The sequence below is a fragment of the Spongiactinospora sp. TRM90649 genome, assembly GCF_029382225.1.
Classification (GTDB): Bacteria; Actinomycetota; Actinomycetes; order Streptosporangiales; family Streptosporangiaceae; genus Spongiactinospora.
Map to the genome: position 1 here is coordinate 31,148 of NZ_JARLTC010000048.1, position 22,476 is coordinate 53,623.

General features: G+C 71.4%; 20 protein-coding genes and 1 pseudogene. 10 read left to right on the forward strand and 11 right to left on the reverse strand.

Annotated features, from left to right (window positions below; translation table 11 throughout):
* Positions 1 to 102 precede the first annotated feature (102 nt).
* The 3 genes from pepN to P3X83_RS39645 all read left to right on the forward strand — a co-directional run bounded on the left by pepN (position 103) and on the right by P3X83_RS39645 (position 5,261).
* Complete coding sequence (gene pepN / locus P3X83_RS39635) at positions 103 to 2,679, forward strand: aminopeptidase N (RefSeq protein WP_277310553.1); 2,577 nt, start codon at positions 103 to 105, stop codon at positions 2,677 to 2,679.
* Positions 2,680 to 2,862: 183 nt separating this feature from the next.
* A complete protein-coding gene (locus tag P3X83_RS39640) occupies positions 2,863 to 4,251 on the forward strand; it encodes a protein kinase (protein ID WP_277310579.1) in 1,389 nt (462 codons plus the stop codon).
* 41 nt (positions 4,252 to 4,292) lie between these two features.
* The gene (locus P3X83_RS39645; RefSeq protein WP_277310554.1) at positions 4,293 to 5,261 is read left to right on the forward strand and encodes a hypothetical protein; all 969 of its coding nucleotides are present in this window, start codon (positions 4,293 to 4,295) and stop codon (positions 5,259 to 5,261) included.
* A 24-nt stretch (positions 5,262 to 5,285) separates the two neighbouring features.
* Here the strand turns inward: P3X83_RS39645 and P3X83_RS39650 are convergent, their stop codons facing one another.
* Positions 5,286 to 6,017: a winged helix-turn-helix domain-containing protein gene (locus tag P3X83_RS39650; RefSeq protein WP_277310555.1), complete on the reverse strand. Its 732-nt coding sequence runs from the start codon at positions 6,015 to 6,017 to the stop codon at positions 5,286 to 5,288.
* A gap of 216 nt (positions 6,018 to 6,233) precedes the next feature.
* Between P3X83_RS39650 and P3X83_RS39655 the strand changes: the two genes are divergently transcribed.
* Positions 6,234 to 7,985 (forward strand): protein kinase, encoded by a 1,752-nt coding sequence (locus P3X83_RS39655; protein ID WP_277310556.1) that lies wholly within the window; start codon positions 6,234 to 6,236, stop codon positions 7,983 to 7,985.
* A gap of 6 nt (positions 7,986 to 7,991) precedes the next feature.
* Here the strand turns inward: P3X83_RS39655 and P3X83_RS39660 are convergent, their stop codons facing one another.
* Both P3X83_RS39660 and P3X83_RS39665 read right to left on the reverse strand, forming a co-directional pair.
* Entirely contained in the window at positions 7,992 to 8,354 is a 363-nt protein-coding gene (locus tag P3X83_RS39660) for a DUF5130 family protein (protein ID WP_277310557.1), read from the reverse strand.
* A gap of 5 nt (positions 8,355 to 8,359) precedes the next feature.
* Complete coding sequence (locus tag P3X83_RS39665) at positions 8,360 to 8,674, reverse strand: hypothetical protein (RefSeq protein WP_277310558.1); 315 nt, start codon at positions 8,672 to 8,674, stop codon at positions 8,360 to 8,362.
* Between the two features lie 351 nt (positions 8,675 to 9,025).
* On the opposite strand from P3X83_RS39665, the gene P3X83_RS39670 reads away from it, so the two are divergent.
* The 3 genes from P3X83_RS39670 to P3X83_RS39680 all read left to right on the forward strand — a co-directional run bounded on the left by P3X83_RS39670 (position 9,026) and on the right by P3X83_RS39680 (position 12,293).
* Positions 9,026 to 9,715, forward strand: coding sequence for a nuclease-related domain-containing protein (locus tag P3X83_RS39670; protein ID WP_277310559.1), 690 nt, complete (start codon positions 9,026 to 9,028; stop codon positions 9,713 to 9,715).
* Positions 9,716 to 9,867: 152 nt separating this feature from the next.
* Positions 9,868 to 11,706 (forward strand): dihydroxy-acid dehydratase, encoded by a 1,839-nt coding sequence (gene ilvD, locus P3X83_RS39675; RefSeq protein ID WP_277310560.1) that lies wholly within the window; start codon positions 9,868 to 9,870, stop codon positions 11,704 to 11,706.
* A gap of 95 nt (positions 11,707 to 11,801) precedes the next feature.
* Positions 11,802 to 12,293: a WYL domain-containing protein gene (locus tag P3X83_RS39680; RefSeq protein ID WP_277310561.1), complete on the forward strand. Its 492-nt coding sequence runs from the start codon at positions 11,802 to 11,804 to the stop codon at positions 12,291 to 12,293.
* Between the two features lie 126 nt (positions 12,294 to 12,419).
* On the opposite strand, the gene P3X83_RS39685 is transcribed toward P3X83_RS39680, so the two are convergent.
* The 4 genes and pseudogenes from P3X83_RS39685 to P3X83_RS39700 all read right to left on the reverse strand — a co-directional run bounded on the left by P3X83_RS39685 (position 12,420) and on the right by P3X83_RS39700 (position 13,715).
* Positions 12,420 to 12,632 carry a zinc ribbon domain-containing protein gene (locus tag P3X83_RS39685; protein ID WP_277310562.1) on the reverse strand — a complete coding sequence of 71 codons (213 nt, stop codon included), beginning with the start codon at positions 12,630 to 12,632 and terminating at the stop codon, positions 12,420 to 12,422.
* Between the two features lie 20 nt (positions 12,633 to 12,652).
* The gene (locus tag P3X83_RS39690) at positions 12,653 to 12,970 is read right to left on the reverse strand and encodes a hypothetical protein (protein WP_277310580.1); all 318 of its coding nucleotides are present in this window, start codon (positions 12,968 to 12,970) and stop codon (positions 12,653 to 12,655) included.
* Positions 12,956 to 13,132, reverse strand: a pseudogene (locus P3X83_RS39695) (4-hydroxythreonine-4-phosphate dehydrogenase PdxA); the annotation flags it as partial. The pseudogene P3X83_RS39695 and the gene P3X83_RS39690, both read right to left, overlap by 15 nt.
* Positions 13,133 to 13,205: 73 nt before the next feature.
* On the reverse strand, positions 13,206 to 13,715 hold the full coding sequence (locus P3X83_RS39700) for an HNH endonuclease (RefSeq protein WP_277310581.1): 510 nt from the start codon (positions 13,713 to 13,715) through the stop codon (positions 13,206 to 13,208).
* A 342-nt stretch (positions 13,716 to 14,057) separates the two neighbouring features.
* Here P3X83_RS39700 and P3X83_RS39705 point away from each other — a divergent pair, with 342 nt between their 5' ends.
* Positions 14,058 to 16,127, forward strand: coding sequence for a prolyl oligopeptidase family serine peptidase (locus P3X83_RS39705; RefSeq protein WP_277310563.1), 2,070 nt, complete (start codon positions 14,058 to 14,060; stop codon positions 16,125 to 16,127).
* A gap of 43 nt (positions 16,128 to 16,170) precedes the next feature.
* Here the strand turns inward: P3X83_RS39705 and P3X83_RS39710 are convergent, their stop codons facing one another.
* On the reverse strand, positions 16,171 to 16,980 hold the full coding sequence (locus tag P3X83_RS39710; protein ID WP_277310564.1) for a class I SAM-dependent methyltransferase: 810 nt from the start codon (positions 16,978 to 16,980) through the stop codon (positions 16,171 to 16,173).
* 166 nt (positions 16,981 to 17,146) lie between these two features.
* On the reverse strand, positions 17,147 to 17,995 hold the full coding sequence (gene purU / locus P3X83_RS39715; protein WP_277310565.1) for a formyltetrahydrofolate deformylase: 849 nt from the start codon (positions 17,993 to 17,995) through the stop codon (positions 17,147 to 17,149).
* 138 nt (positions 17,996 to 18,133) lie between these two features.
* Between purU and P3X83_RS39720 the strand changes: the two genes are divergently transcribed.
* Positions 18,134 to 19,069, forward strand: coding sequence for an inorganic phosphate transporter (locus P3X83_RS39720; protein ID WP_277310566.1), 936 nt, complete (start codon positions 18,134 to 18,136; stop codon positions 19,067 to 19,069).
* 25 nt (positions 19,070 to 19,094) lie between these two features.
* Positions 19,095 to 19,727, forward strand: a complete 633-nt coding sequence (locus P3X83_RS39725) for a DUF47 family protein (RefSeq protein WP_277310567.1) — start codon at positions 19,095 to 19,097, stop codon at positions 19,725 to 19,727.
* Positions 19,728 to 19,739: 12 nt separating this feature from the next.
* On the opposite strand, the gene P3X83_RS39730 is transcribed toward P3X83_RS39725, so the two are convergent.
* Positions 19,740 to 21,767, reverse strand: a complete 2,028-nt coding sequence (locus tag P3X83_RS39730) for a tetratricopeptide repeat protein (RefSeq protein ID WP_277310568.1) — start codon at positions 21,765 to 21,767, stop codon at positions 19,740 to 19,742.
* A 159-nt stretch (positions 21,768 to 21,926) separates the two neighbouring features.
* Positions 21,927 to 22,457 (reverse strand): GNAT family N-acetyltransferase, encoded by a 531-nt coding sequence (locus tag P3X83_RS39735; protein WP_277310569.1) that lies wholly within the window; start codon positions 22,455 to 22,457, stop codon positions 21,927 to 21,929.
* Positions 22,458 to 22,476 lie beyond the last annotated feature (19 nt).

The following is a 22,476-nucleotide window of genomic DNA, read 5'->3' on the forward strand; positions in this document are numbered from 1 at the left end:
CATTCCCCCACCCGGCGTGGCAGGATTCAGAGCATCCGTCCGTCAGGAGCGGGCGAATACCGTGTGATGACGCTGCGTCAAGGTGTGTCAAGAGGAGTACATGTGGCAGGCAATCTCACCCGCGAAGAGGCCCGGGAGCGTGCCCGGCTGCTGAAGGTCCATTCCTACACGGTCGCGCTGGACCTCACGGAGGGCGAGGAGCAGTTCGAAAGCGTCACCACGGTCAGGTTCACGGCAGTGCGGCCCGGCGCCGCCACCTTCGTCGACCTCGCAGGTGCGCACGTCCGCCGGGTCTCGCTGAACGGCCGTGACCTCGACGTCTCGGCCTACGACGCCGAGACCGGCAGGTTCCCGCTCGACGCTCTGGCCGACGAGAATGAGCTGATCATCGACGCCGACTGCGCCTACATGCGCACCGGCGAGGGCCTGCACCGATTCGTAGACCCGGTCGACCACAAGGTCTACCTGCACACGCAGTTCGAGACGGCGGACGCCCACCGGATGTACGCCTGTTTCGACCAGCCCGATCTCAAGGCGACCTTCGAGCTGACCGTGCTCGCCCCCGGCGACTGGGAGGTCGTGTCCAACGCCGCCGCCGACGCCGCCGAGGAACTCCCCGAGCACCAGGGGCGCCACGGCACGCTCCAGGCCGCCAAGCGCTGGCACTTCCCGCCCACCCCGGTGATGTCCACCTACATCACCGCGCTGGTCGCCGGGCCGTACTACAAGGTGACCGACGAGCACGACGGCATCCCGCTCGGCATCTACTGCCGTTCCTCGATCGCCGAGCACCTCGACCCGGAGAACATCTTCGAGGTCACCAAGCAGGGCTTCGACTTCTTCCACCGGGTCTTCGGCCTGCGCTACCCCTTCGGCAAGTACGACCAGCTCTTCGTGCCCGAGTTCAACGCGGGCGCGATGGAGAACGCCGGCTGCGTGACCTTCCTGGAGGACTACGTCTTCCGCTCGCGCGTCACCGACGCCATGGTGGAGCGCCGCGCCGAGACGATCCTGCACGAGATGGCGCACATGTGGTTCGGCGACCTGGTCACCATGCGCTGGTGGGACGACCTGTGGCTGAACGAGTCGTTCGCCACCTACATGTCGGTGCTGTGCCAGGCCGAGGCCACCCGGTGGGGGCAGGGCGCGTGGACCACCTTCGCCAACGTGGAGAAGTCGTGGGCCTACCGGCAGGACCAGCTTCCCTCCACGCACCCCATCGCCGCCGACATCGTGGACATGCAGGCGGTGGAGGTCAACTTCGACGGCATCACCTACGCCAAGGGCGCGTCGGTCCTCAAGCAGCTCGTCGCCTACGTCGGCCTGGACAACTTCCTCGCCGGGGTACGCGACTACTTCAACGAGCACGCCTGGGGCAACACCACCCTGGCCGACCTGCTGTCGGCGCTGGAGCGCACCTCCGGCCGCGACCTCACCTCGTGGTCCAAGGAATGGCTGGAGACCACCTGGGTCAACACGCTGCGCCCCGACTTCCAGACCGACGCCGAGGACCGCTTCACCGAGTTCGCGGTGATGCAGGAGGCGCCCTCGGCGCACCCGACGCTCCGCTCGCACCGTGTGGCGATCGGCCTGTACTCCCTCACCAACGGCGTGCTGCGCCGCACCAAGCGGGTCGAGCTCGACGTCGTCGGCGCGCGCACGCAGGTGCCCGAGCTGGTCGGCGTGCGCCGGCCCGACCTGGTCCTGCTGAACGACGACGACCTGACCTACGCCAAGATCCGTCTTGACGAGGGGTCGCTTCGCACGCTGGTAGAGGGCGGCATCTCCTGCATCGCCGACTCCCTGCCCAGGGCCTTGTGCTGGTCGGCGGCGTGGGACATGACGCGAGACGCCGAGATGGCGGCCCGCGACTACGTCAAGCTGGTGTGCTCCGGGGTGACCTCGATCAAGGACATCACGGTCGCGCAGACGGTGCTGCGGCAGGCGCGGCTGGCCGTCCAGCAGTACGCCGACCCGGCGTGGCGGGTGGCCGGGCTCGACGAGCTGGCCTCCCGGCTGCGCGAGCTGATCGCCACGGCCGAGCCGCGCTCCGACCACCAGCTCGCCTACGTCAACGCGTTCAGCGCGGTGGCCACCTCCGACGGCGAGCTGGAATACCTGCGCGACATCCTCGACGGCCGGTCCGTGCCCGACGGCCTGACCGTGGACGCCGACCTGCGCTGGACCCTCATCCACGCGCTGGTCTCCGGCGGCGTCCTCGGCGAGGCCGACATCGAGGCCGAGCTGCGGCGCGACGCCACCGCCACCGGCGAGCGCTCGGCGGCGCTGTGCCGCGCCTCGATCCCGACGGCCGAGGCCAAGGCGGCCTGCTGGGAGCGGCTCGTCGGCGGCGAGCTGAGCGGCGCGCTGCTGCGTTCCACGATCGTCGGCTTCATGGACCCGCACCACGTCGCCCTGCTGGTCCCCTACGCCGAGCGTCACCTGGCCGAGGCGGGCCGGATCTGGAAGTCCTGGACCTCCGACACGGCGCAGAACTTCGTCGTCGGCTGCTTCCCCGCGCTGCTGATCGAGCAGAGCACGGTGGAGCGCGTCAACGAGTACATCGCCGCGGAGAACCCCCCGCACGCGCTGCGCCGCCTGCTGCTCGAGGGGGCCGACGGCATCAGCCGCGCGCTGCGCGCCCGCGCGCGCGACCTGGCCGCGGCCTCGGGCGAGTAGGCACGGATTCCGGTGACCGGCCCGTCCCGGCGGGCCGGTCACCCGGGGTTTCCGGTCAGCGGAAGGACCGAAAAGGTTAACCGTTCGTGATCATCCAACTCCTGATAGCCTCGTGACTTGACATTTGTCGGGGTTCCTCGCTGACAGGATCCTTTGGGGGCACTAACATCCGGGGGTTTGGCCGTGCTCGGACCGGAGACTCGACTCGACGACCGGTACCAGCTCGAAAGCCGCATCGGCGGCGGCGGCATGGGCGAGGTCTGGCGGGCGCGGGACGTGGTGCTCGGCCGTACGGTGGCCGTCAAGGTCCTGCTGCCCGCGCTGATGGAGGACCCCGGTTTCGAGGCCCGTTTCCTGGCCGAGGCCAGGGCCATGGCCACCCTCCACCACCCCGGCGTGGTCGACGTCTACGACTACGGCTCCTGCCCGCTGCCCGACGGCAGCGACGTCAGCTACCTGGTCATGGAGTACGTCGAGGGCGAGTCCCTCGACCGGCTGCTGCGGCGTGGAGCGGTCCCGGCCGAGACCGCGATGCGGATGGTGGCCGAGGCGGGCGAGGCACTCGCCGCCGCCCACGAGCAGGGCATCGTGCACCGCGACGTCAAGCCGGGCAACCTGATGGTGCGCCCCGACGGCCGGCTGGCGCTGACCGACTTCGGCATCGCCCGCTCCGCGTCGGGACACCAGCTCACCACCCGGGGAATGGTCCTGGGGTCGGTCGGCTACTGCGCGCCTGAGCAGGCGTCGGGCGGCGAGATCACCCCGGCCGCCGACGTCTACGCGCTCGGCGTGGTCGGCTACCAGTGCCTGACCGGGCGGCTGCCGTTCGAGGGTGAAACGGCCGTCCAAATCCTGCTGAAGCACATGAACGCCGAGCCGGCGCCGCTGCCCGCCGAGATCCCCGCCGCGCAGGGGCAGGTCGTGATGCGCGCGATGAGCAAAGATCCGGCGGCGCGCTGGCCGTCCGCCTCGGCGATGGCCGCCGCCGCCCGCCGTGCCGGGGGCGACCCGTCGGCGACCCCGCTGCCCGCGCCCGCCCCGGCGATCGCGCCGCGGGCGACCGGCACGGAGCCCGCGACCCTCGCCTCCGCCGACCTCTCGGGGCGCTCGGACGTGGGCGCACGCCGCCGCAAGCGGGCGGTGACCATGTTCGCCAGCGCCGGCGCCGCGGTGCTCGCCACCCTGTCGCTGGGCGCGATGGTGTGGATCCAGCGGCCCGTCGCCGAGCCGGTCGTCCCCGTCGAGCGCACGGTCGAACCGGTCGCCCCGGCCACGCCCCAGAGCACCGCGCCCAGTTACGTGCCGCGCGAGCCCACCGAGCGGCGCTCCAGGGTGATCAGGGAGCCCCGGCCCAGGTTCGACCCCACCCCGTCGATGCCGTACGAGCCGTCCGCCACGCCCTCGCCCAGCGAGCCGCCGCCGACCGGTGAGCCCACCGGCGAGCCGACGGGCGAGCCCACCGATCCGGCGCCCAGCCCGACCGATGTCCCCGACCCCGGCGAGGGGCCCGACCCGCAGCCGAGCACCCTGCCCACCCAGGAGAACCCGCCGCCCGACCGGCAGCAGCCGTAGCGCCGTGCGTCCGCGCTCCGCGCACATGAGATCGTTTTCCTGTGTACTCCGCACGTGATCTGCTGGTCGAACTGGCCGGACGCCATGCCTTCGCCGATCTGGGGGCGCTCGCCCCCCTGGTCCTGGGGGGTGAGGATGGCGAGGAGGTCGCCGAGGTGTGTGAGTTCGGGCAGCGGCTGCTGTCGCTCGACGCGGAGGACTTCGCCTCGCGGGCGCGTGCCGTGCCCGCCGAGCTGCGCCGGCAGGCGCGGGCCTGCCACATGCCGCAGACCCCGCGCGAGCAGCCGCGTGGGGCGCTGGCCTCGCTGCGGCCCGCCTACGGCCTGCTCCTTGAGGTGATCGAGGTGCGCTGGCACCGGCGCGAGCTGAGCCCGATGACGGCGGCGCTCCACATCGCCGCCGAATACCTGCCGCTGCTGGCGTGCGAGCCGGTGCTCGGCCACGCGGGCGACCCGGCCATGTGGCCGGAGGGCCTGACCGCGCGGGGCAGCAGGTTCGGCGCGATCGGCGACCGCGAGTGCGACCACACCAGATCCGAGCAGTCGGCGGCCAACCGGACCCTCCGGGTCGCGGAGGAACCCGGCGAGGGCTGGCGGGCCTACTTCGACCGCCAGCACAGCCAGGTGGCGGGGGCGCTGGCCACCTGTGTGGCCAGGTGCCGCAACCCGTGCACCGCGATGGACTGGGTGTCCGAGCCCGCCCGCGCCGGGCTGACGCTGCGTGCCAAGGTCGCGCTGGCGTTCGCCGACACCCCGCTGGTCCGGCTGCGCCACGCGGCCCCGGTCGGGCACGGTTTCGGCGTTCCCTCCCCCGAGGAGGTCCTCGACGCGTGGGAGCGCAGCCGGGCCGTACTGGACAAGAACCCGATCGGGCACGCCGCCACCCGCGACGACGGGTTCATCCTGCCCGGGCTGCCCGCGCTCTTCTCCGCCGTCGCCGAGGCCCCCGTGGAGTCCTCGCGGCTGCTCCGCGACATCGGCGGCCACCTGGTCGAGAGGATCGGCGGCTGAGCCCGGCGGTTCGGTCCGGTGGCCTCAGCGGCCGGGCACGGGCAGCAGCGCCAGGTGCTCGCTGGTCACCAGGTCGAACCTGAGCGCCAGGGACACCAGCGCGTGCCGCTGCCAGTCGGCCTTGCCGTCGCCGTCCTGCGGCCTTTTGACGTGGAGCTTCTTCTCCGCCAGGTAGCCGATGTGGAACCCGATCGCGGTACGGCTCAGCCCCAGGCCGGGCAGCCGGTCCATGATCTCGGGGATGGTCGGGATGCGCGAGGACGCCGGGTCGCGCAGCCTGGGCTCGCACAGCGCCACCAGGATCCGGAAGTACTTGGCGTTCTGGTCGAGCGGGTAGGCGACCTGCGTGGCCGCGCCGCTCCGGTCGGCGCTTCCCGGCAAGGCGTGCCGGTGCTGGGGCGCGAACACCAGGAACGAGACGGTGCCGTCCACCGCGGGCAGGCTCACCCTGGAGAACTCGAACGGGATCGGCGCGCCCATCCGCCCGGGGGGCACCTTGACGAACTCGCCGCCGCCCTCCGGGTTGTCCACCACGTAGGTCTTCGCGGTGTTGAGGTTGGACAGCAGCCAGTAGTCGCCGACGGCGGTGATCTCCCCCGCCCGGCGCGACACCGCCGGGTCGTCGAGCGGGATGTCCACCGGGGAGCCGGGCGTCCCGCGCCCGAAGTGGGCGCGCTCGCCGGGGCCGAGCTCCAGCGAGTACGGCCGGTCGGCCGTCGGCGAGGCGGCCATCTGGATCAGGATCGTGCTGTGCATCGGTGCGGGACCCTACTCGTCGTGGCGTTGGTGGTCGAGACGCGCGCGGTGCGGTCGCTCCGGCGAGCGGCGGGGCCACCGAGTGCGTCAAGTCATGACATCTCGCCGTATATGCGACCGCCTTCCTCCGATCCTGCGTGTCCTGCGGCGATTCCGTAACCTGGTAGATCCCAGGTCGGGTGGAAGAAACCTCGATCATCGGCGATGATGAGCCGAATGACGGCACCCTCCCATGCGGGTCGCTACCGGATCGAGCAGATCATCGGGGTCGGCGGGTTCGCCTCCGTCTATCTCGCCTACGACGACGAACTCCGCTCTCCGGTGGCCGTCAAGATCCTCGCCGACAACTGGGCGCGCCGCTCCGACGTGCGCGAGCGGTTCCTGCAGGAGGCCAGGCTGCTGCGCAGGGCCGACTCGCACTGGCTGGTCCAGGTCTTCGACATCGGCGAGCTGGCCGACGGCAGGCCGTACTTCGTGATGACCTACGCCGACCGGGGCACCCTGGGCGACCGCCTGGCCGATCGGCGGCCCGCCGTGGCCGAGACCCTCCGGACGATCCAGCGGATCTCGCAGGGCGTGGCGGTGCTGCACAGCATCGGGGTGGTCCACCGCGACCTGAAGCCGTCCAACGTGCTGTTCTGCACGCGCCCCGAGGGCGGCGAACGGGTCATGGTGGCCGACCTCGGCATCGCGCGCTCCACCGACCACCTGTCCGGGCTCACGCTCCCGGCGGGCTCGCCCGGCTACCAGGCCCCCGAGCAACTCCACTTCGACGGGGCACCAGACGCCCGCGCCGACGTGCATGGCCTGGGCGCGCTGACCTACCACATGCTCACCGGCACGGTCCCCGACCGGCCAGAGCGCCGGGTGCCGCCGAGCGGGCTGCGGCCCGAGGTGCCGCCCGAGATCGACGAAGTGGTGATGCGGGCGCTGGAACCCGACCGCGAGGGCCGCTGGCCCGACGCGGCCGCCTACGCCGCCGCCCTGCTCACCGCGACCCGTGCGGCGATCCCGGAGGCCGCCCTCGCCGTCGAGCCCGGCGATGTCGCTCCCCCGGCCCCTCCGCGCCCGAGCGGCGACGCGAGCGACGGCGGGCCGGAGCCCCGAGGCGAGGTCCCGGAGGACGACGGCACGCGGGATCCGGCTCATGGCACCGGGAGCGACCAGGAGGTCCTCGCCGTGCTACGGCCCGGCGACGTCGCTCCGGCGGCTCCGGAGGGCGCCGGGCGCTTACCTGACGGCGAGCGGGAGACCGGAGACGGCCCGGAGCCGGACGGCGAAGCCACGCCGCTCCCCGACGGCACCCGGCGTTCAGCGATCGTACGGCGGCGGCTGGCCTGGGCAGGGGCGGCCCTGGGAACGATGGCGATGATCGCGATCACGCTGGCCGTGTTCGACGGCGCGCGCGACGGCGCCCTCAGGAACGGCCCGGCGACGCGCTCGGCCGGCACCGACACCGCGACCGAGGTCGAGACCGGCGCCGTACCGCCGTTCGGCGACCCGACCGGCCGCCTGCTGCGTCTCGACTCCGACATCCCCAAGGAGTACCGCGCCCTGATCGTCGGGGCGGGCACGCGCTGCGAGCTGCGCGGCCTGAGCCCGACGCTGATCGCGGCCATGCTGAAGGCGGAGTCCGACTTCGACGCCGCCCTGTCCGACCCCTCCGTCGACGAGTACGGCATCGCCCGCTGGACCCCCAGCGTCCTGTGGCACTGGCAGCCCGGCGGCCTGAAGAGCCCGCAGCCGACCCCGCCGATCACCCCGGAGCTGTCGATCACGGCCATGGGCCGCTTCCTGTGCGGGCTCGGCCCGCGGATCGTCGACATCCCGGGCGATCCCGCGCTCAACCTCGCGGCCCTCTACCGCAGCGGCGTGGACCCCATGCACCGTGACGGGGGCGTGCCCAAGCGGTGGCGCGACTACGTCGACAAGGTCGGCCGGTACATGCGCGACTACGCGCCGCGCTGATCGCCCTCACCCCGGCGACGCGGCCTGCTGGGCCAGCGCGGCGATGCCGTAGACCACCCCGCCCACGAGGTCGCCGCCGCTGAACGCGGTGGCCATGGACATCGCGACCATGCGGCACCGGGCGTCGGTCAGCCTGCGCCGGACGCGCTCGCCGGTCACGATCTCCAGCGCGTGGGCGCCGGGATCGACGAAGACCAGCACGGCGCGGGGGGCGTCGTCGCCCAGGGCGGCGTGCAGGCGCTCGGCGTAGTGGCGGCCCCCGGCGGGCGCGGGGCCGAGGTAGACGGCGAACCTGAGCCCGGAGCGGCGTTCGGCCTGCTGTACGGCCACGCGGATGTCGTCCGCCTGGAGAGTGGAGAGCGCGCGCACGGCCCTCACCACCCCGCCGAGGCGCCGCCGTTGCGGCCGGGCTCGGAGGTCTCGGCCAGCGCGGGCCAGTCCGACTCGGGGGCGCCGATCCAGCCGGGGCGGTGATCCAGGAGCACCAGGCCGGAATCGGTCACGCCGTGCTCGCCGTGGCCGGGCCTGCCGTGTCCGGGCCCGCCGAACCACACCACGCCGGGATGCGCCGGGGGGCTCGACCTGGCGGCCGCCGCTCTTCCCGGCATCAGCACCACGATGGTGATCAGAATGAACAGACCTGCTGAAATACCGATGAGTGTGCCAAGCACCTCGATCGCGCTGTCCACAGGTTGAACGTATCCCTCTGAAGAAGGCGCGTCCACGCGTTAGGATCACGAATCTGTGGGCCGTCGGCACCTGGGCGGAGCATGCGCCGGTTCCGGAGTTGTCTAGAGAGGAAAGGGATAGATACCCGGTTTCCGGCCTAGCGAAGCGGGTGAAGGCAGCCACAAAAGTGTGAACCAGGGAAGACTAGGCAACCTCTCAGCGACTCGGCTACGGTGAGTTACGTGGATCTCGGCCAAGTTCCAGAAGACGGTCACACTCAGTCACCAATTTGGGTGAGTGACCGGCCGGCTCAATCGTCGGCTCGCCCCACCGCGCCTCCCTCGACGTTCGCTCCACTCGAACGTGCGTCCTTGCGGAGCCTGCTCCAGGATCCGAAGTACCGGCCGCTGCGCCGGCGGGTGCTGATCGCCCTGCTCGGCGGCATCCTCTTCGGCATCCTGTTGTCGGACTGGCGCGCGGGAGTCACCGGTGCGGTGGTCGCGGCGATCGCCGACACCGTCTACCGCGCGCGGTCCGCCTCTTCCGTGCCCGCCTGGCGACGTCCCTCCGTCGCCGAGCGCCGTACGGAGGCCCAGCTCAAGAAGCTGGAGCGGAGCGGCTACCGCACACTGCACGCCCGCGCCATCCCGGACAGCGAAGCGCAGATCGATCACCTGGTGATCGGCCCTACCGGGGTGTACGCGGTCGACTCCGAGAAGTGGGACAAGCGCCTGCCGGTTCGGGTCCAGTCCGGCAAGCGGCTGTTCCACGGTCCCTTCACCCAGAAGCCGCGCCTCGTCGAGGCGGCGTGGGAGGCGGCCCAGGCCAGCCAGCTGATCGGCGAGAAGCTCGAACGCGAGCTGGTCGTCGTGCCCTCGCTGGCGATCTACGGCCCGGCCATCCCATGGAAGATCCTGACGATCCGCGACGTCGACGTGTTCGAGGGCAGCCGGGTCCGCAGGTGGATCACCAAGCGGGAGCACTCCCTCACCGACGAAGAGATCAACAGGATCTACGAGGCGGCCGAGCAGGTACTGCCCGCGCGCTACGCCGAGAGCTGACGCGAGAGCGGTTCCACATACCCGCGCGCCCGCCACGTGGGCACGTCGGGTCAGTGTCCGGTGTGTGGACTTGACGTCTCATTTACCGGGCGTACGCCGTACCATTTGAAGACTCGCCTGTCTTCAGGTTCGTCTTCGATGGGAGATGCGTCATGCCTCCGCTCAGGTCGCGAACGGTCACACACGGCAGGAACATGGCCGGTGCCCGGGCCCTACTCCGGGCGACCGGCGTAGCGGGGAGCGACTTCGGCAAGCCCATCGTCGCCGTCGCCAACAGCTTCACGCAGTTCGTCCCCGGCCATGTCCACCTGCGCGAGGTCGGCGACGTGGTGGCCGGGGCCGTCCGGGAGGCGGGCGCCATCCCTCGCGAGTTCAACACCATCGCGGTCGACGACGGCATCGCCATGGGCCACGGCGGCATGCTCTACTCGCTGCCCAGCCGCGAGCTGATCGCCGACGCGGTCGAGTACATGGTCAACGCGCACTGCGCCGACGCCCTGGTCTGCGTGTCCAACTGCGACAAGATCACGCCGGGCATGCTGCTGGCCGCGCTGCGGCTCAACATCCCGACCGTGTTCGTCTCCGGCGGGCCGATGGAGGCGGGCAAGACGCCCGGCCGCAAGCTCGACCTGATCGACCCGATGATCGCCGCCGCCGACGACTCGGTGTCCGACGAAGAGCTGCTCCAGATGGAGGAGAGCGCCTGCCCGACGTGCGGCTCGTGCAGCGGCATGTTCACCGCCAACTCGATGAACTGCCTGGCCGAGGCGATCGGGCTGGCGCTGCCCGGCAACGGCACCACGCTGGCCACCCACACCGCCCGGCGGGCGCTGTTCGAGCAGGCCGGCCGTACGGTGGTCGACATCACCCGCCGCTACTACGAGCAGGACGACGAGTCCGTGCTCCCTCTGTCCATCGCCACGCGCGACGCGTTCGAGAACGCGATGGCCCTCGACGTGGCCATGGGCGGCTCCACCAACACGATCCTGCACCTGCTGGCGGCGGCCAGGGAGGCCGGGGTCGACTTCGGCCTGAAGGAGATCAACGAGCTGTCGCTGCGGGTGCCCTGCCTGTGCAAGGTCGCCCCGGCCACGGCGAAGTACCACGTGGAAGACGTCCACCGGGCGGGCGGCATCCCCGCGATCCTGGGCGAACTCGACCGCGCGGGCCTGCTGCACCGCGACGTGCCGACCATCCACAGCGCGACTCTGGCCGACTACATCGCCGAATGGGACCCGGTGTCCCCCACGGTGCGCCCCGAGGCCGTCGAGCTGTGGCACGCGGGGCCCGGCAACGTCCGCACGGTCAAGCCGTACTCGCAGAGCGCCCGCTGGGACTCCCTCGACCTCGACCGCGAGCAGGGGTGCGTGCGCGAGCTCGGGCACGCCTACTCGCGTGACGGCGGCCTGGCCGTCCTGTACGGCAACCTGTCGCTCGACGGCGCGGTGGTGAAGACCGCCGGGGTCGACGAGTCCATCTGGCGGTTCTCCGGCCCGGCCGTGGTGTTCGAGTCGCAGGAGGACGCCGTCGAGGGCATCCTCAACGACCGCGTCAAGCCTGGCGACGTCGTGGTCATCCGCTACGAGGGCCCCAAGGGCGGCCCCGGCATGCAGGAGATGCTCTACCCGACCTCCTTCCTGAAGGGCAAGGGCCTGGGCAAGGCGTGCGCGCTGGTGACCGACGGGCGCTTCTCCGGCGGCACCTCCGGCCTCTCGATCGGCCACGCCTCCCCGGAGGCGGCCGAGGGCGGCGTGATCGCGCTGGTCGAAGACGGCGACATCATCGACATCGACATCCCCGGGCGCTCGATGGAGCTGAAGGTCGCCGAGGGCGTCCTCGCCGCGCGCCGTGAGCGCCTGCTGACCGAGCGGCAGGGCTACCGCCCGGCGAACCGCCAGCGGACGGTCAGCGCCGCCCTGCAGGCGTACGCCGCGCTCACCACCTCCGCCTCCACCGGGGCCTCCCGCGACCTCTCGCAGCTCTCCAAGTGAGCCCCGGCCGGCCCGTCCTTTCGGGGGCGGGCCGAGGGCGGTCCGACGCGACGATGTGTTCGAGAAATGTCGGTAGCCGCAGGTAAAATCGGGGTATGACTAACGTCATGGAGGCCCCTTCTCGCACGCTCAACGCCGCCGAGATAGCCGCGCTCGCCCTCTCGCTCGCGCACCTGGGTGCCGGGCCGCAGTCGGTGACCGCACGGCGTGGCCTGCGCCACGCGTTCGACCATCTCGACCTCGACGACGACGTCGTCGCCGCCACCCTCGCCACCCTGACGACCCCGCTGTCCGCCGACACCGCTGCCAGAGCCAAGCTCATCGCCGAGGCGATCACCGGCCGCCGCGTCATCCGGCTGCACTACCGCGACGCGGGCGACCGCCTCAGCGTCCGCGAGGTGGATCCGGTGACGTGCCTGGTCCACCGCGACTACTGGTACCTGGTCGGCATGTGCCGGCTCAAGCGGGCCATCCGCGCCTTCCGCTTCGACCGGATCATCGCCGTCGAACCCACCAACGCCCCCGCGCGACCGCATCTGGCAGAGCGCTTCCTGCCCTTCCAGCGCCGCGCCCGCAAGGCCGCCTGACCCGACGAGCCGGGCGCGGCCGGTGAACATCCGCCGCGCCCGAAGCGGGCTATGGAATGCCCGAAATGCGGCGGTCGCCACGCAAGGTGACCGCCGTGGAGGAGATCTCAGGGGTGCCGCGCGGCGTCAGCCGCAGCAGCCGCCCCCACAGCAACCCCCGCCGGAGGCGCGCGGGGCGGCCGGGGCGGCGCTGCCACCCGTCATGGCGACGGTGGACAGCAGCTTCACCGTGTCGTCGTGGCCGTCAGGGCACTGGGCGGGGTCACTCGCCTGAGCCATCGGCCGGGACAGCTCGAAGGTGCTCCCGCAGGCACGGCACCGATAGTCATAACGCGGCATGACCTGGATGCTACCGCAGCTCAGGGAGCGGACACCACAGTCCGGACGTTATGCCGCAAAGGCCCCAGCCGCCCGCCGTCGCCGGTGTCCTCGACGACCAGCTCGCAGTCGGTGGGCCACGGCAGCCAGTATCCGGCGGGCACGTGTTCGACGATCTTGGAGGAGTCGGCCAGCACCACCACCCGCCTGGACGACCGCACCACCGCCTCCTTCAGCGCTATCTGGTCGGTGTCCACCTCCAGCAGCCCCCGGACCGGATGGACGGCGTCGGCGCTGATGAACGCCGTGTCGATGGACACGTGCTGGAGCAGCCGCTCCGCCTCGCCCGTTCCCGCGATGTCGAAAGCAGTCCCATGATCTACCGAAGTGCGGATGACCGGAAGTCCCACTCTGATGTTCACTCCGCCGACGCACCCGAGCGCCTTGACCGTCAAGTTCCACTGGTCGCGCGACTCGCGCAGATCGGTCACGTGGGACGGGCACCCGGAAAGCACGAACACCGGCCCCTTCGAAGGGGCCGGTGTTCGGGTACCGCTCTTACCGGCTCTTACCCGGGACCTCGGTGGCCGCGTGTCAGGCGGCGTTCTCGGTCAGGTAGGGCGCCCACTGCGGGTCTCCGATCAGCTTGGCGCCGATCAGCCGCCAGTGGGCGCCGCGTGGCACCACCGGGGCGACCCGCAGGTTCCACCCCAGTTCCTCCAGCATCTTGTCGGCCTTGCGGTGGTTGCACGTCATACAGGACGCCACGCAGTTCTCCCAGGTGTGCGTGCCGCCCCGTGAGCGGGGGATGACGTGGTCAATGGTCTCGGCCCGCTGCCCGCAGTACGCGCAGCGGAAATCGTCGCGGCGCATCAGCGCCGCGCGCGTCAGGGGGATGCGTGACCGGTAGGGGATACGGACATATCTCTTGAGCCTGATCACCGAAGGGACGTCGACCGTACGGCTCGCCGAGCGCAGCACCGCGCCGCGCCCGTCACGGTGGACGACGTCCGCCTTCTCGCGCAACACCAGCACCACGGCGCGGTGCAGCGAGAGGGTGGTCAGGGGCTCGAAGGTGGCGTTCAACAGCAGGACCTGGCGCATCAGCGGGCCCTTCTCGCCGTGCGCGGCATGTCGAGGGCCGCGCGCAAGCACGACCCGCGTTGTGGCCCGCTCTCTTGGGGCCCGGTTACTTCCGTCACATGGACCTCCGCCGGACGGCCCAGCGGATGGTCACCACGGCACCGTCCTCCACCCAGTCTGGCGTTTCAGCAGGCTCCCCCGCCACCCCATAACACCAGGCGCGAATGACAGGAGAGACACCTGATCGGTTTTATCCCCGCCCGGACCCCGCTTTACTCCGGCCACAAAGCGGGTGAAGCAGACGTTCTGGGGAAGGCCCGCCGTCAACGGCTTCTGTCCGCGCGGGAATGTAGTGTTCCAGCCATGACCTCCACGCCGTACCCGCCCGCCCGCCGCGACGACCACGCAGATGAGCTGCACGGAGTCACGGTCCCCGACCCCTACCGGTGGCTGGAGGATCCCGACGATCCGGCGACCAAGGAATGGCTGGAGGCGCAGGGCGCGCTGTTCACCGCGAGCATTGACAGGCGGCCCGAGTTCCGTGAACGGATCGCCGAGTTGCTGCGCTCGGGTTCGGTGGGCGCGCCCGTCTGGCGCGGAGACCGGCGTTTCTTCATGCGGCGCACCCCCGAGCAGGAGCACTCCGTGCTCTACACGATCGACGCCGACGGCTCCGAGCGGGCGCTGATCGACCCGATGCGGCTCGACCCCTCCGGCCTCACCACCCTCGACTCCTGGCAGCCGGACAAGGAGGGCCGCCTGCTCGCCTACCAGATCTCGGTCGGCGGCGACGAGGAGTCGGCCCTCTACGTGATGGACGTCGCGTTCGGCGACCGCATCGAGGGCCCGATCGACCGCTGCCGCTACTCCCCGGTGGCGTGGCTGCCGGGCGGCGAGGCGTTCTACTACGTGCGCAGGCTTCCCTCCACGGAGGTGCCGCCCGGCGAGGAGCAGTACCACCGGCGCGTCTACCTGCACCGCGTGGGCACCTCCAGCGAAGACGACGTGCTGATCTTCGGTGACGGCCTGGAGAAGACCAACTACTACGGCGTCGCCGTCTCGCGCGATGGCCGGTGGCTGACGATCTCGGCGTCCCGGGGCACCGCCCCGCGCAACGACCTGTGGGTGGCCGACCTCTCGGCGTCCCCGCCGGAGCGCCCCGAGCTGGACACCGTCCAGGAGGGGGTCGACGCCCAGACCGCGCTGCACTTCGGCCGCGACGGGCGGCTCTACGTCTTCACCGACCGCGACGCCCCGAGGGGCCGGGTCTGCGTCACCGACCCGGCCAAGCCGACACACGAGCACTGGCACGACCTGATCCCCGAAGACGCCGAGGCGGTGCTGTCCGACTTCGCGATCCTCGACGACCTCGCCTCCCCCGTCCTGCTGGCCGGATGGACCCGCCACGCGATCAGCGAGATCACCGTCCACGACCTGGCCACCGGGGCGCGAACCGGCGAGGTGCCGCTGCCCGGGCTGGGCACGATCGGGGGCATCGTGGAGCGCCCCGACGGCGGCCACGAGGCGTGGTTCGGCTACACCGACAACACCACGCCGCCGACCATCCAGCGCTATGACGCGCGCACCGGCGAGACCACCCTGTGGGCGTCCTCCCCCGGCGCGGTGAACGTCCCGGCCGTCACCACCGAGCAGGTCGTCTACACCTCGGCCGACGGCACCTCCGTGCACATGCTGGTGATCTCCCGCCCCGACGCGGGCGACGGCCCGCGTCCCACGGTCCTGTACGGCTACGGCGGCTTCGGCATCTCCATGACGCCCGGCTACTCCGCCTCCATCCTCACCTGGGTCGAGGCCGGCGGCGTCTACGCCATCGCGCAGCTACGCGGCGGCGGCGAGCAGGGCGAGGAGTGGCACCGGGCCGGCATGCTCGGCGGCAAGCAGCGCGTCTTCGACGACCTGCACGCGGCGGCCGAGCACCTGATCGCCACCGGCGTCACCACCCCGGAGATGCTCGGCATCTCCGGGGGCTCCAACGGCGGCCTGCTGGTCGGCGCGGCCCTCACCCAGCGGCCCGAGCTCTACGCCGCGGTGGCCTGTTCCGCGCCGCTGCTGGACATGATCCGCTACGAGCGGTTCGGCCTGGGCGCCACCTGGAACGTCGAGTACGGCTCGGCCGACGACCCCGAGGAGTTCGCCTGGCTATGGTCCTACTCCCCCTACCACCACGTGCGCGAGGGGGTCGCCTACCCGGCCACGCTGTTCTCGGTGTTCGCCTCCGACACCCGGGTGCACCCGATGCACGCCTGGAAGATGTGCGCGGCCCTGCAGCACGCCCAGGGTGCGCCCGAGCGCCCCATCCTGCTGCGCAACGAGACCGAGGTCGGGCACGGCGCGCGGGCGATCAGCAAGTCGGTCGACCTCTCCGCCGACCAGCTCGCCTTCATGGCCCGGCACACCGGCCTGGTGCGCTGACCAACCGGCACCGGGCCGGCTCGCCCTGCCTGGTCTACCTGGCCTACTTGGTCGCGACCACGATCAGGTAGGGCGAGGAGTCCTGGTAGGGCGTGCCGTCCCAGTCGCCGTAGCAGCGGGCCGCGCCGAACCCGGCGGCGCGGCACAGGTCGGCGAACTCGCGGTCGGTGTAGATCCGCATGTCGTACGGCGCGAGCGGGAACTCCGTGCCGTCGCGGTCCACCACCACCCATTCGCCGTGCTCGCGCGATGAGTCGGGGTCCAGCCGGCGCCGGGAGATCAGGTTGCGCCCGCTGCTCAGCCCGCGCCGCTCCTCGGCGGGCACCCGGCCGTCGCGCAGGGCCGGGATCGTCACCATGGTGTGCATCAGGAACCGGCCGCCGGGCCGCAGCACGCGGTGGAAGCCGCGCAGTACCTCAAGGTCCTCCTTCTGGGTGAAGAACCCGAAGGAGTAGAACATGTTGATCACTGCGTCCATCGGGTCCAGGCCCGGCAGTTTGCGCATGTCGCCCTCGACGAACCGGACGCTCGCGCCCGTCTCCTTGGCGCGCTCACGAGCGTCGGCGAGGAAGAGGGGGTTGATGTCGACTCCGGTGACGTCGAGGCCGCGCCCAGCCAGCGCGACGCTGTGCCGTCCGTACCCGGACGGGCAGTCCAGCACCCGCGAGCCGGCGGCCAGGCCGCACAGGCTCAGCACCCCTTCGGCCTCCGCCTCGGTACGGTCGCCGAGCCCGGTCTCGCCTTCGAAGAAGGTCCGCAGGGAATCGTCGGCCTCCATGTACAACTCGCCGAAGAAACCGCCCTCCGGCTCCCACCAGCACGACTGGCGGGACGCGCTCTCGTCGCACGGCACATTGTCTCCCGTGGTGAACGTCGCGTTTTAAGGGCACGCTATGGAGTTGGAGCCACGAAATAGTATTTCTAATCGCCTTTACCCAGAAATGGCGGGGCCCAATGACCGCTGGGCACGCCGAACCACCGGCCGCAGGCCGAACCACCGCCGGGGCGAGCGCGCGCGGTCAGCGCGGGAAGATGACCGTCTTGTGGCCGTCCAGCAGGATGCGCTGCTCGGCGTGCCAGCGCACCGCCTTGGCCAATGCCTGGCACTCCAGGTCGCGGCCGATGGCGGCCAGGTCTTCCGGGGAGTGGGTGTGGTTCACCCTGGCCACCTCCTGCTCGATGATCGGGCCCTCGTCGAGGTCGGGCGTGACGTAGTGCGCGGTCGCGCCGATCAGCTTGACCCCGCGCGAGTAGGCCTGGTGGTACGGCTTGGCGCCCTTGAAGGACGGCAGGAACGAGTGGTGGATGTTGATCACCTGCCCGGCGAGCTTGGCGCAGAGATCCTCCGACAGCACCTGCATGTACCTGGCCAGCACCACCATGTCGGCCTGGTAGTGCTCGACCAGCGTGAGCACCTCGGCCTCCTGGCGCGGCTTGGTCTCCGCGGTGACCGGCAGGTGGTGGTAGTCGATGCCGTACGACTGGGTGAGGGGCCGCAGGTCGGGGTGGTTGGAGACGACGGCGACGATCTCGATGTCGAGCAGCCCGGACCGCACCCGGTAGAGCAGGTCGTTGAGGCAGTGCCCAAGCCTGCTGACCATGACCAGCGCCCGCGGTTTGACGTCGAGTGCGCGCAGCCGCAGTTCCATCGCGAACTCGGGGGCGAGCGCGGCGAAGGCCGTGCGCAGCGCGTCGTCGCCGAGGTCCGACACGAACTGCACGCGCATGAAGAACCGGTCGGCGACGCGGTCGCCGTACTGCTGGCTCTCGGTGATGTTGCACCCATGCCCGGCGAGCAGCCCCGACACGGCCGCGACCACGCCAGGGCGGTCCGGGCACGACAGGGTCAGCACGTACTCCGCGGTCATCTTCCGCTCCCTCCAGATACGGGCAGAGTTTACGGGGCCGGGGCAGGCCATGCGTCATGACCTGCGGGGCCACAGGACGAAATTGCGGGATCTTGGGTAGAGGTAGCGGCATAAGTGATTTGACCGGTTCGGAGGACCATGACCATCGCACTGGTGGCGCTCGCCTGCGTGTTCGCGGTCGTCTCCGGTATCAACGACGGCGGCGCGCTGCTCGGAACCGGACTGAAGATCCCCAGTGTGCGCCCGGTGGTCGGGATCCTGATGCTGATGATCGCGGTCGCCGTCGTGCCATTGCTGACCTCGCAGGTGGCGCAGACCTTCACCACGCGTCTCGCGCCGATGCGCGGCCCCGGCGGGCAGGCCGCGATGGCCGTCGCGGTGCTCGCCTCGCTGATCGTGGTGACGGTGCTCAGCGGCCGGGGGATGCCCACCAGCCTGACGCTGGCGGTGGTGGGCGGGGTGACCGGCGCCGGACTGGGCTGGGGGCTGCCGGTGGCGGCGGGCCAGGTGGCGTTCGTGCTGGCGGTCGCGCTCGCCGCGCCGTTCGTGGGCGGGCTGCTGGCCGTACTGGTCAGCCACCTGCTCGTACGGCTCGCCGACGGCGCCACCCTCCCGCGCTGGCACCGCGCCGGGTTCGCCGTGCAGTGCCTGGCCTACGCGGCCAACGACGGCCAGAAGATGCTGGCGGTGTTCATCGTCGCCCTCGGGTTCGCGGGTGCGCCGGTCGGCGTCTGCGCGCTGATCGCGGTGCTGTTCGGCCTGGGCACGGTGTACGGCCTGCCGCGCGCCGGACGCACGCTGAGCAGGGAGATCCTGGCCTCACGCCCGCTGCACGGCGTCTCGGCCGAGCTGGCCAGCGGGCCCGCGGTGATCGGCTGCGCGGCGGCGGGAGCGCCGGTCAGCATGACCCAGGCCATCGCCGGCGGCCTGATCGGCGCGGGCGTCGCCGAGAGCACGCACCGGGTGCGCTGGCACCCGGCCACGAAGATCGTCATGGCCTGGGCGCTGACCCTCCCGGCCAGCGCGCTCCTCGCCGCGGCCTCGGCGCTCCTGGTCAAGGGTGTGATCGCGTGAGTGGAGACCGTGAGGAGGCGGGCGGGTGAAGCGCCTGCGGCGGATGCTGGATCTGATGCGCGGCCGGATGGACAGCGCGCTCACCGACGCGCTGATCGGCCAGCTTGAGGCCACCAAGCAGGGCGCCTGGCTGGCCATGGCCATGATCGGCGGCGAGGTCGGCCGGACCGAGGCGCACGAGCGGATGCGCGAGATCGAGCACCGGGGCGACACGTTCCGGGCCGCGCTGATCGGCGAGCTGTCCGGGGCGCTGGTCACGCCGATCGACCGCGAGGACCTGTTCCGGCTGTCCCGCTCCATCGACGACGTGCTCGACTCCCTGCGCGACTTCGTCCGGGAGTCGTACCTGTACCGGATCAAGGGGCAGCGCCGGTTCGCGCCGATGCTGGACCAGGTGGTGGTCGGCATCGAGGTGCTCGAGGAGTCGGTTCGCGACCTCGCCGACCGCTCCTCGGCGGTCGGCCACGACGCCCTGGAGGCCAAGAAGATCGGCGGCAACATCCGCCGCATGTACCAGTACGAGATCGCCCGGATCTTCTCCGAGGAGCTGACCTCTGAGGCGATGAAGGAACGCGAGCTGGTCCGGCGGCTGGAGATCGTCGGCATGGCCATCGGCGACGCCGCCGACGCGATCGCCGACGGCGCCATGAAACGGTGAGCGGTCGGGAGGTTACGCCCGGCCGGAGGTGACGGCCAGGGCCGCGTGGATCTCGGGGTCGTCCGGGTCGAGGTCCAGCGCCAGGTGCAGGTCGTCGAGCGCCTCGTCCTCCCTGCCCAGGGCCCGCAGCGCCAGGGCCCGGTTGTAGTGCAGCTCGGCGCTCCTTTCCAGGGCCAGCGCCCTGGTCAGGTCCGCGACGGCGCCCTCCGGGTCACCGGACTCGAAGCGGGCGATGGCCCGGTTGGCCCACGCCGCGCCCAGCTCGGGGTCGGCCGCGAGCGCTTCGCCGAACGCGCTCAGCGCCTCGGCGTGCCGTCCGGCGCCGCATTCGAGCTGGCCGAGCACGCAGTGCAGGTGCGCGTTGCGCGGGTCGATGGCCAGCCCGGCCTCCACGTCGGCCCGCGCCTCGGCCTCGCGCCCCTCGACGGCCAGCACCCCGGCCCGGTTGATGTGCGCGTCGAGATAGCCGGGATCGAGCTCCAGCACGTGGTCCAGGTCGGCCAGCGCGGCCTCCCGCTCGTCGCAGGCCAGGCGCACCTGAGCGCGGTTGTAGTACGCCTCGGGAAGCGGCGGGCTGAGCCGCATGGCGGTCTCATAGTCGTCCAGCGCGCCGTCCAGCATGCCCTGGCGGAAGCGCAGGTTGCCCCGGTCGAGATAGTGGTCGGGGAAGGCCGGATCCAAGGTGACCGCGGCGTTGTAGTCGTCCAGCGCCTCCTTGCCGCGCCCGAGGGCGGTCAGCAACTGCGCGCGGTTGGCCAGCAGCACCATCCGGTGGGTGCGGTGCCTGCCGGGCGGCAGGTCCCGGTCGGCCAGCTCCATCGCGGACTCGACCAGGTCGAGCGCCTGCGGCAGGCGGCCGTGGCGCAGCTCCACCAGGGCCCGCCCGTTGCGGTCGAAGCCGAGCTTGAAAGCGCGCTCCTCCGGGTCGGGCAGCAGCGTGGAGATCGCGATGGCCTGGTTGATCCAGCCCATCGCGCGGCCCAGGTCGCGGGCGGCGGGGTCGGGATGGCGCGCGTCGAGCATCGCGGTGCCGTACGCCGCGGCGGCGTGCACGGCGGGCTCCACGCTGGTGCGCCTGGCCAGGTTCCACAGGTCACGGGCCTCGTCGTGACGGCGCAGCCCGGCCATGGCGGTCGCGGTGCGCTGCAGGAACCGCCACCACAGGTCTCCGCCCGCCTCGGCCAGCGCGAGGCCGCGCAGGCCGGTCTCCACCACGGCGTCGAGGAAGCCCTCGCGCACGCAGTGGTCCACCGCCGCCCACAGCGCCTCCACTCCGGAGCCGCCCGGGTCGGAGCCGTGCTCCAGGTGGAACGGGATCGCGCCGAGCAGCGGCGCGGGGTCGCCGAGCCCCAGCAGCTCCGCCGCGCGGCGCTCGTGCAGGGCGGCCCTGGCGCCAGGCGGCAGCGCCCGGTAGGCGGCGGCCAGGCGGGGATCGTCGGTGGTGCAGTCGGACTCGACGTACCGGGCCGCCGACACGTCTCCAGAGAGCGGCTGAGGCTCCGCGTGCGCGCGGGCGCCGGAGAAGGTCGCGGGCGGCGGTTCGGCCGAGCAGATCACGACGGTGAGGCGCTCGGGAGGCAGCCTGCGCACCAGGACGGCGAGCAGCTCCCGGTCGGTGGCGTCGGCGTGGTGGGCGTTCTCGACGACGAGCACGCCTCCCGGTTCCACGCCTTCGCTCAGGAACTCGGTGATCCCGTTCGCGATCCGCAGCGTGCGGCGGGGCGCGGGGACCAGGATGCGCTCGTCGTCGCTCTGCCGGGCGTCACAGGTCTCCCAGCGGGGCGTCACCAGGTCGCGCAGGCCGGGCGCGGCGGCCCGGATCTCGATGTCGTGCGCGGCGACCAGACCGGGTGACCGGCGCAGGACGCCCGGGACCAGCGCGCCGAGCAGCGCGCCCCCGAAGGTGTAGGGCCCTCGGGTCCGGCGGTGGGCGTCCAGCGCCGCTGTCACCAGAGGGAGCGGTCCCCAGGACGCGAGCAGTGCCGCCCGGTCACCGGAACGCTCCCCCTGGAGCCAGACATGGCAGGAGTGGTCGATCACCCTTTGTGGATGACGCTGGAGCTGCCGCTGAGCTTGGCCAAGGCAGGCTTGCGCACAATGATTTTCTTCATGCTTCCCCTCGCGTCGCACGGTTGCCGGTCCAATTATTCGGCCGATCCGTGGTTTCACAAGGGTTATGACCACATCCGTCCTTATTTATTAAACTCTCCCACCCCTAGTCTGGATATATGCCACATATCGGTCAGGGGTGTTGATCAGGGGTTTCTGGAAGTAGACGACGACCAGGGCGCCGACCTCGGTTCGGGCGATCTCCTGCCAGCCGCGCTTGGCGTACAGGGCCATCGCGGCCCGCTGGTTCAGCGTCGTGTCACAGCGCACCGTGGCGTAGCCCAGCTCGGCCGCCCGGTGCTCCAGGACGGCGACCACGCGCTCGCCGTACCCGCGCCGCTGCGTCTCGGGATGGACCCGCAGCCGGCACATCTCGGCGACCCGGTCGTCGACCCGGCGCAGCGCGCCCATGGCCACGACGCGCCGCCTGTCGTCCTGGAGGAGCTCGCCGACCAGGAACTCGCCCCGGCCGGCCAGATAAAGCTCCTCGATATGGGGGAAATCATCCTCGTAGTAGACGCCGTCACCGGACGTCAGCCCCACCTGGGCCAGGCAGAGCCGATGTAACGAACACACGGCGTCGAGATCGGACCCTCGGTACCGGCGGATCAACAGAGTCATATGCACCCTCCGGATGCCG

What these genes read in the sequence shown, in the direction of transcription:
- P3X83_RS39650 (WP_277310555.1), bottom strand. Translation starts at nt 6,017, where the DNA reads ATGCACAGCACGATCCTGATCCAGATGGCCGCCTCGCCGACGGCCGAC.
- P3X83_RS39655 (WP_277310556.1), top strand. Translation starts at nt 6,234, where the DNA reads ATGACGGCACCCTCCCATGCGGGTCGCTACCGGATCGAGCAGATCATC.
- ilvD (WP_277310560.1), top strand. Translation starts at nt 9,868, where the DNA reads ATGCCTCCGCTCAGGTCGCGAACGGTCACACACGGCAGGAACATGGCC.
- P3X83_RS39680 (WP_277310561.1), top strand. Translation starts at nt 11,802, where the DNA reads ATGACTAACGTCATGGAGGCCCCTTCTCGCACGCTCAACGCCGCCGAG.
- P3X83_RS39685 (WP_277310562.1), bottom strand. Translation starts at nt 12,632, where the DNA reads ATGCCGCGTTATGACTATCGGTGCCGTGCCTGCGGGAGCACCTTCGAG.
- P3X83_RS39700 (WP_277310581.1), bottom strand. Translation starts at nt 13,715, where the DNA reads ATGCGCCAGGTCCTGCTGTTGAACGCCACCTTCGAGCCCCTGACCACC.
- P3X83_RS39705 (WP_277310563.1), top strand. Translation starts at nt 14,058, where the DNA reads ATGACCTCCACGCCGTACCCGCCCGCCCGCCGCGACGACCACGCAGAT.
- purU (WP_277310565.1), bottom strand. Translation starts at nt 17,995, where the DNA reads ATGACCGCGGAGTACGTGCTGACCCTGTCGTGCCCGGACCGCCCTGGC.
- P3X83_RS39720 (WP_277310566.1), top strand. Translation starts at nt 18,134, where the DNA reads ATGACCATCGCACTGGTGGCGCTCGCCTGCGTGTTCGCGGTCGTCTCC.
- P3X83_RS39735 (WP_277310569.1), bottom strand. Translation starts at nt 22,457, where the DNA reads ATGACTCTGTTGATCCGCCGGTACCGAGGGTCCGATCTCGACGCCGTG.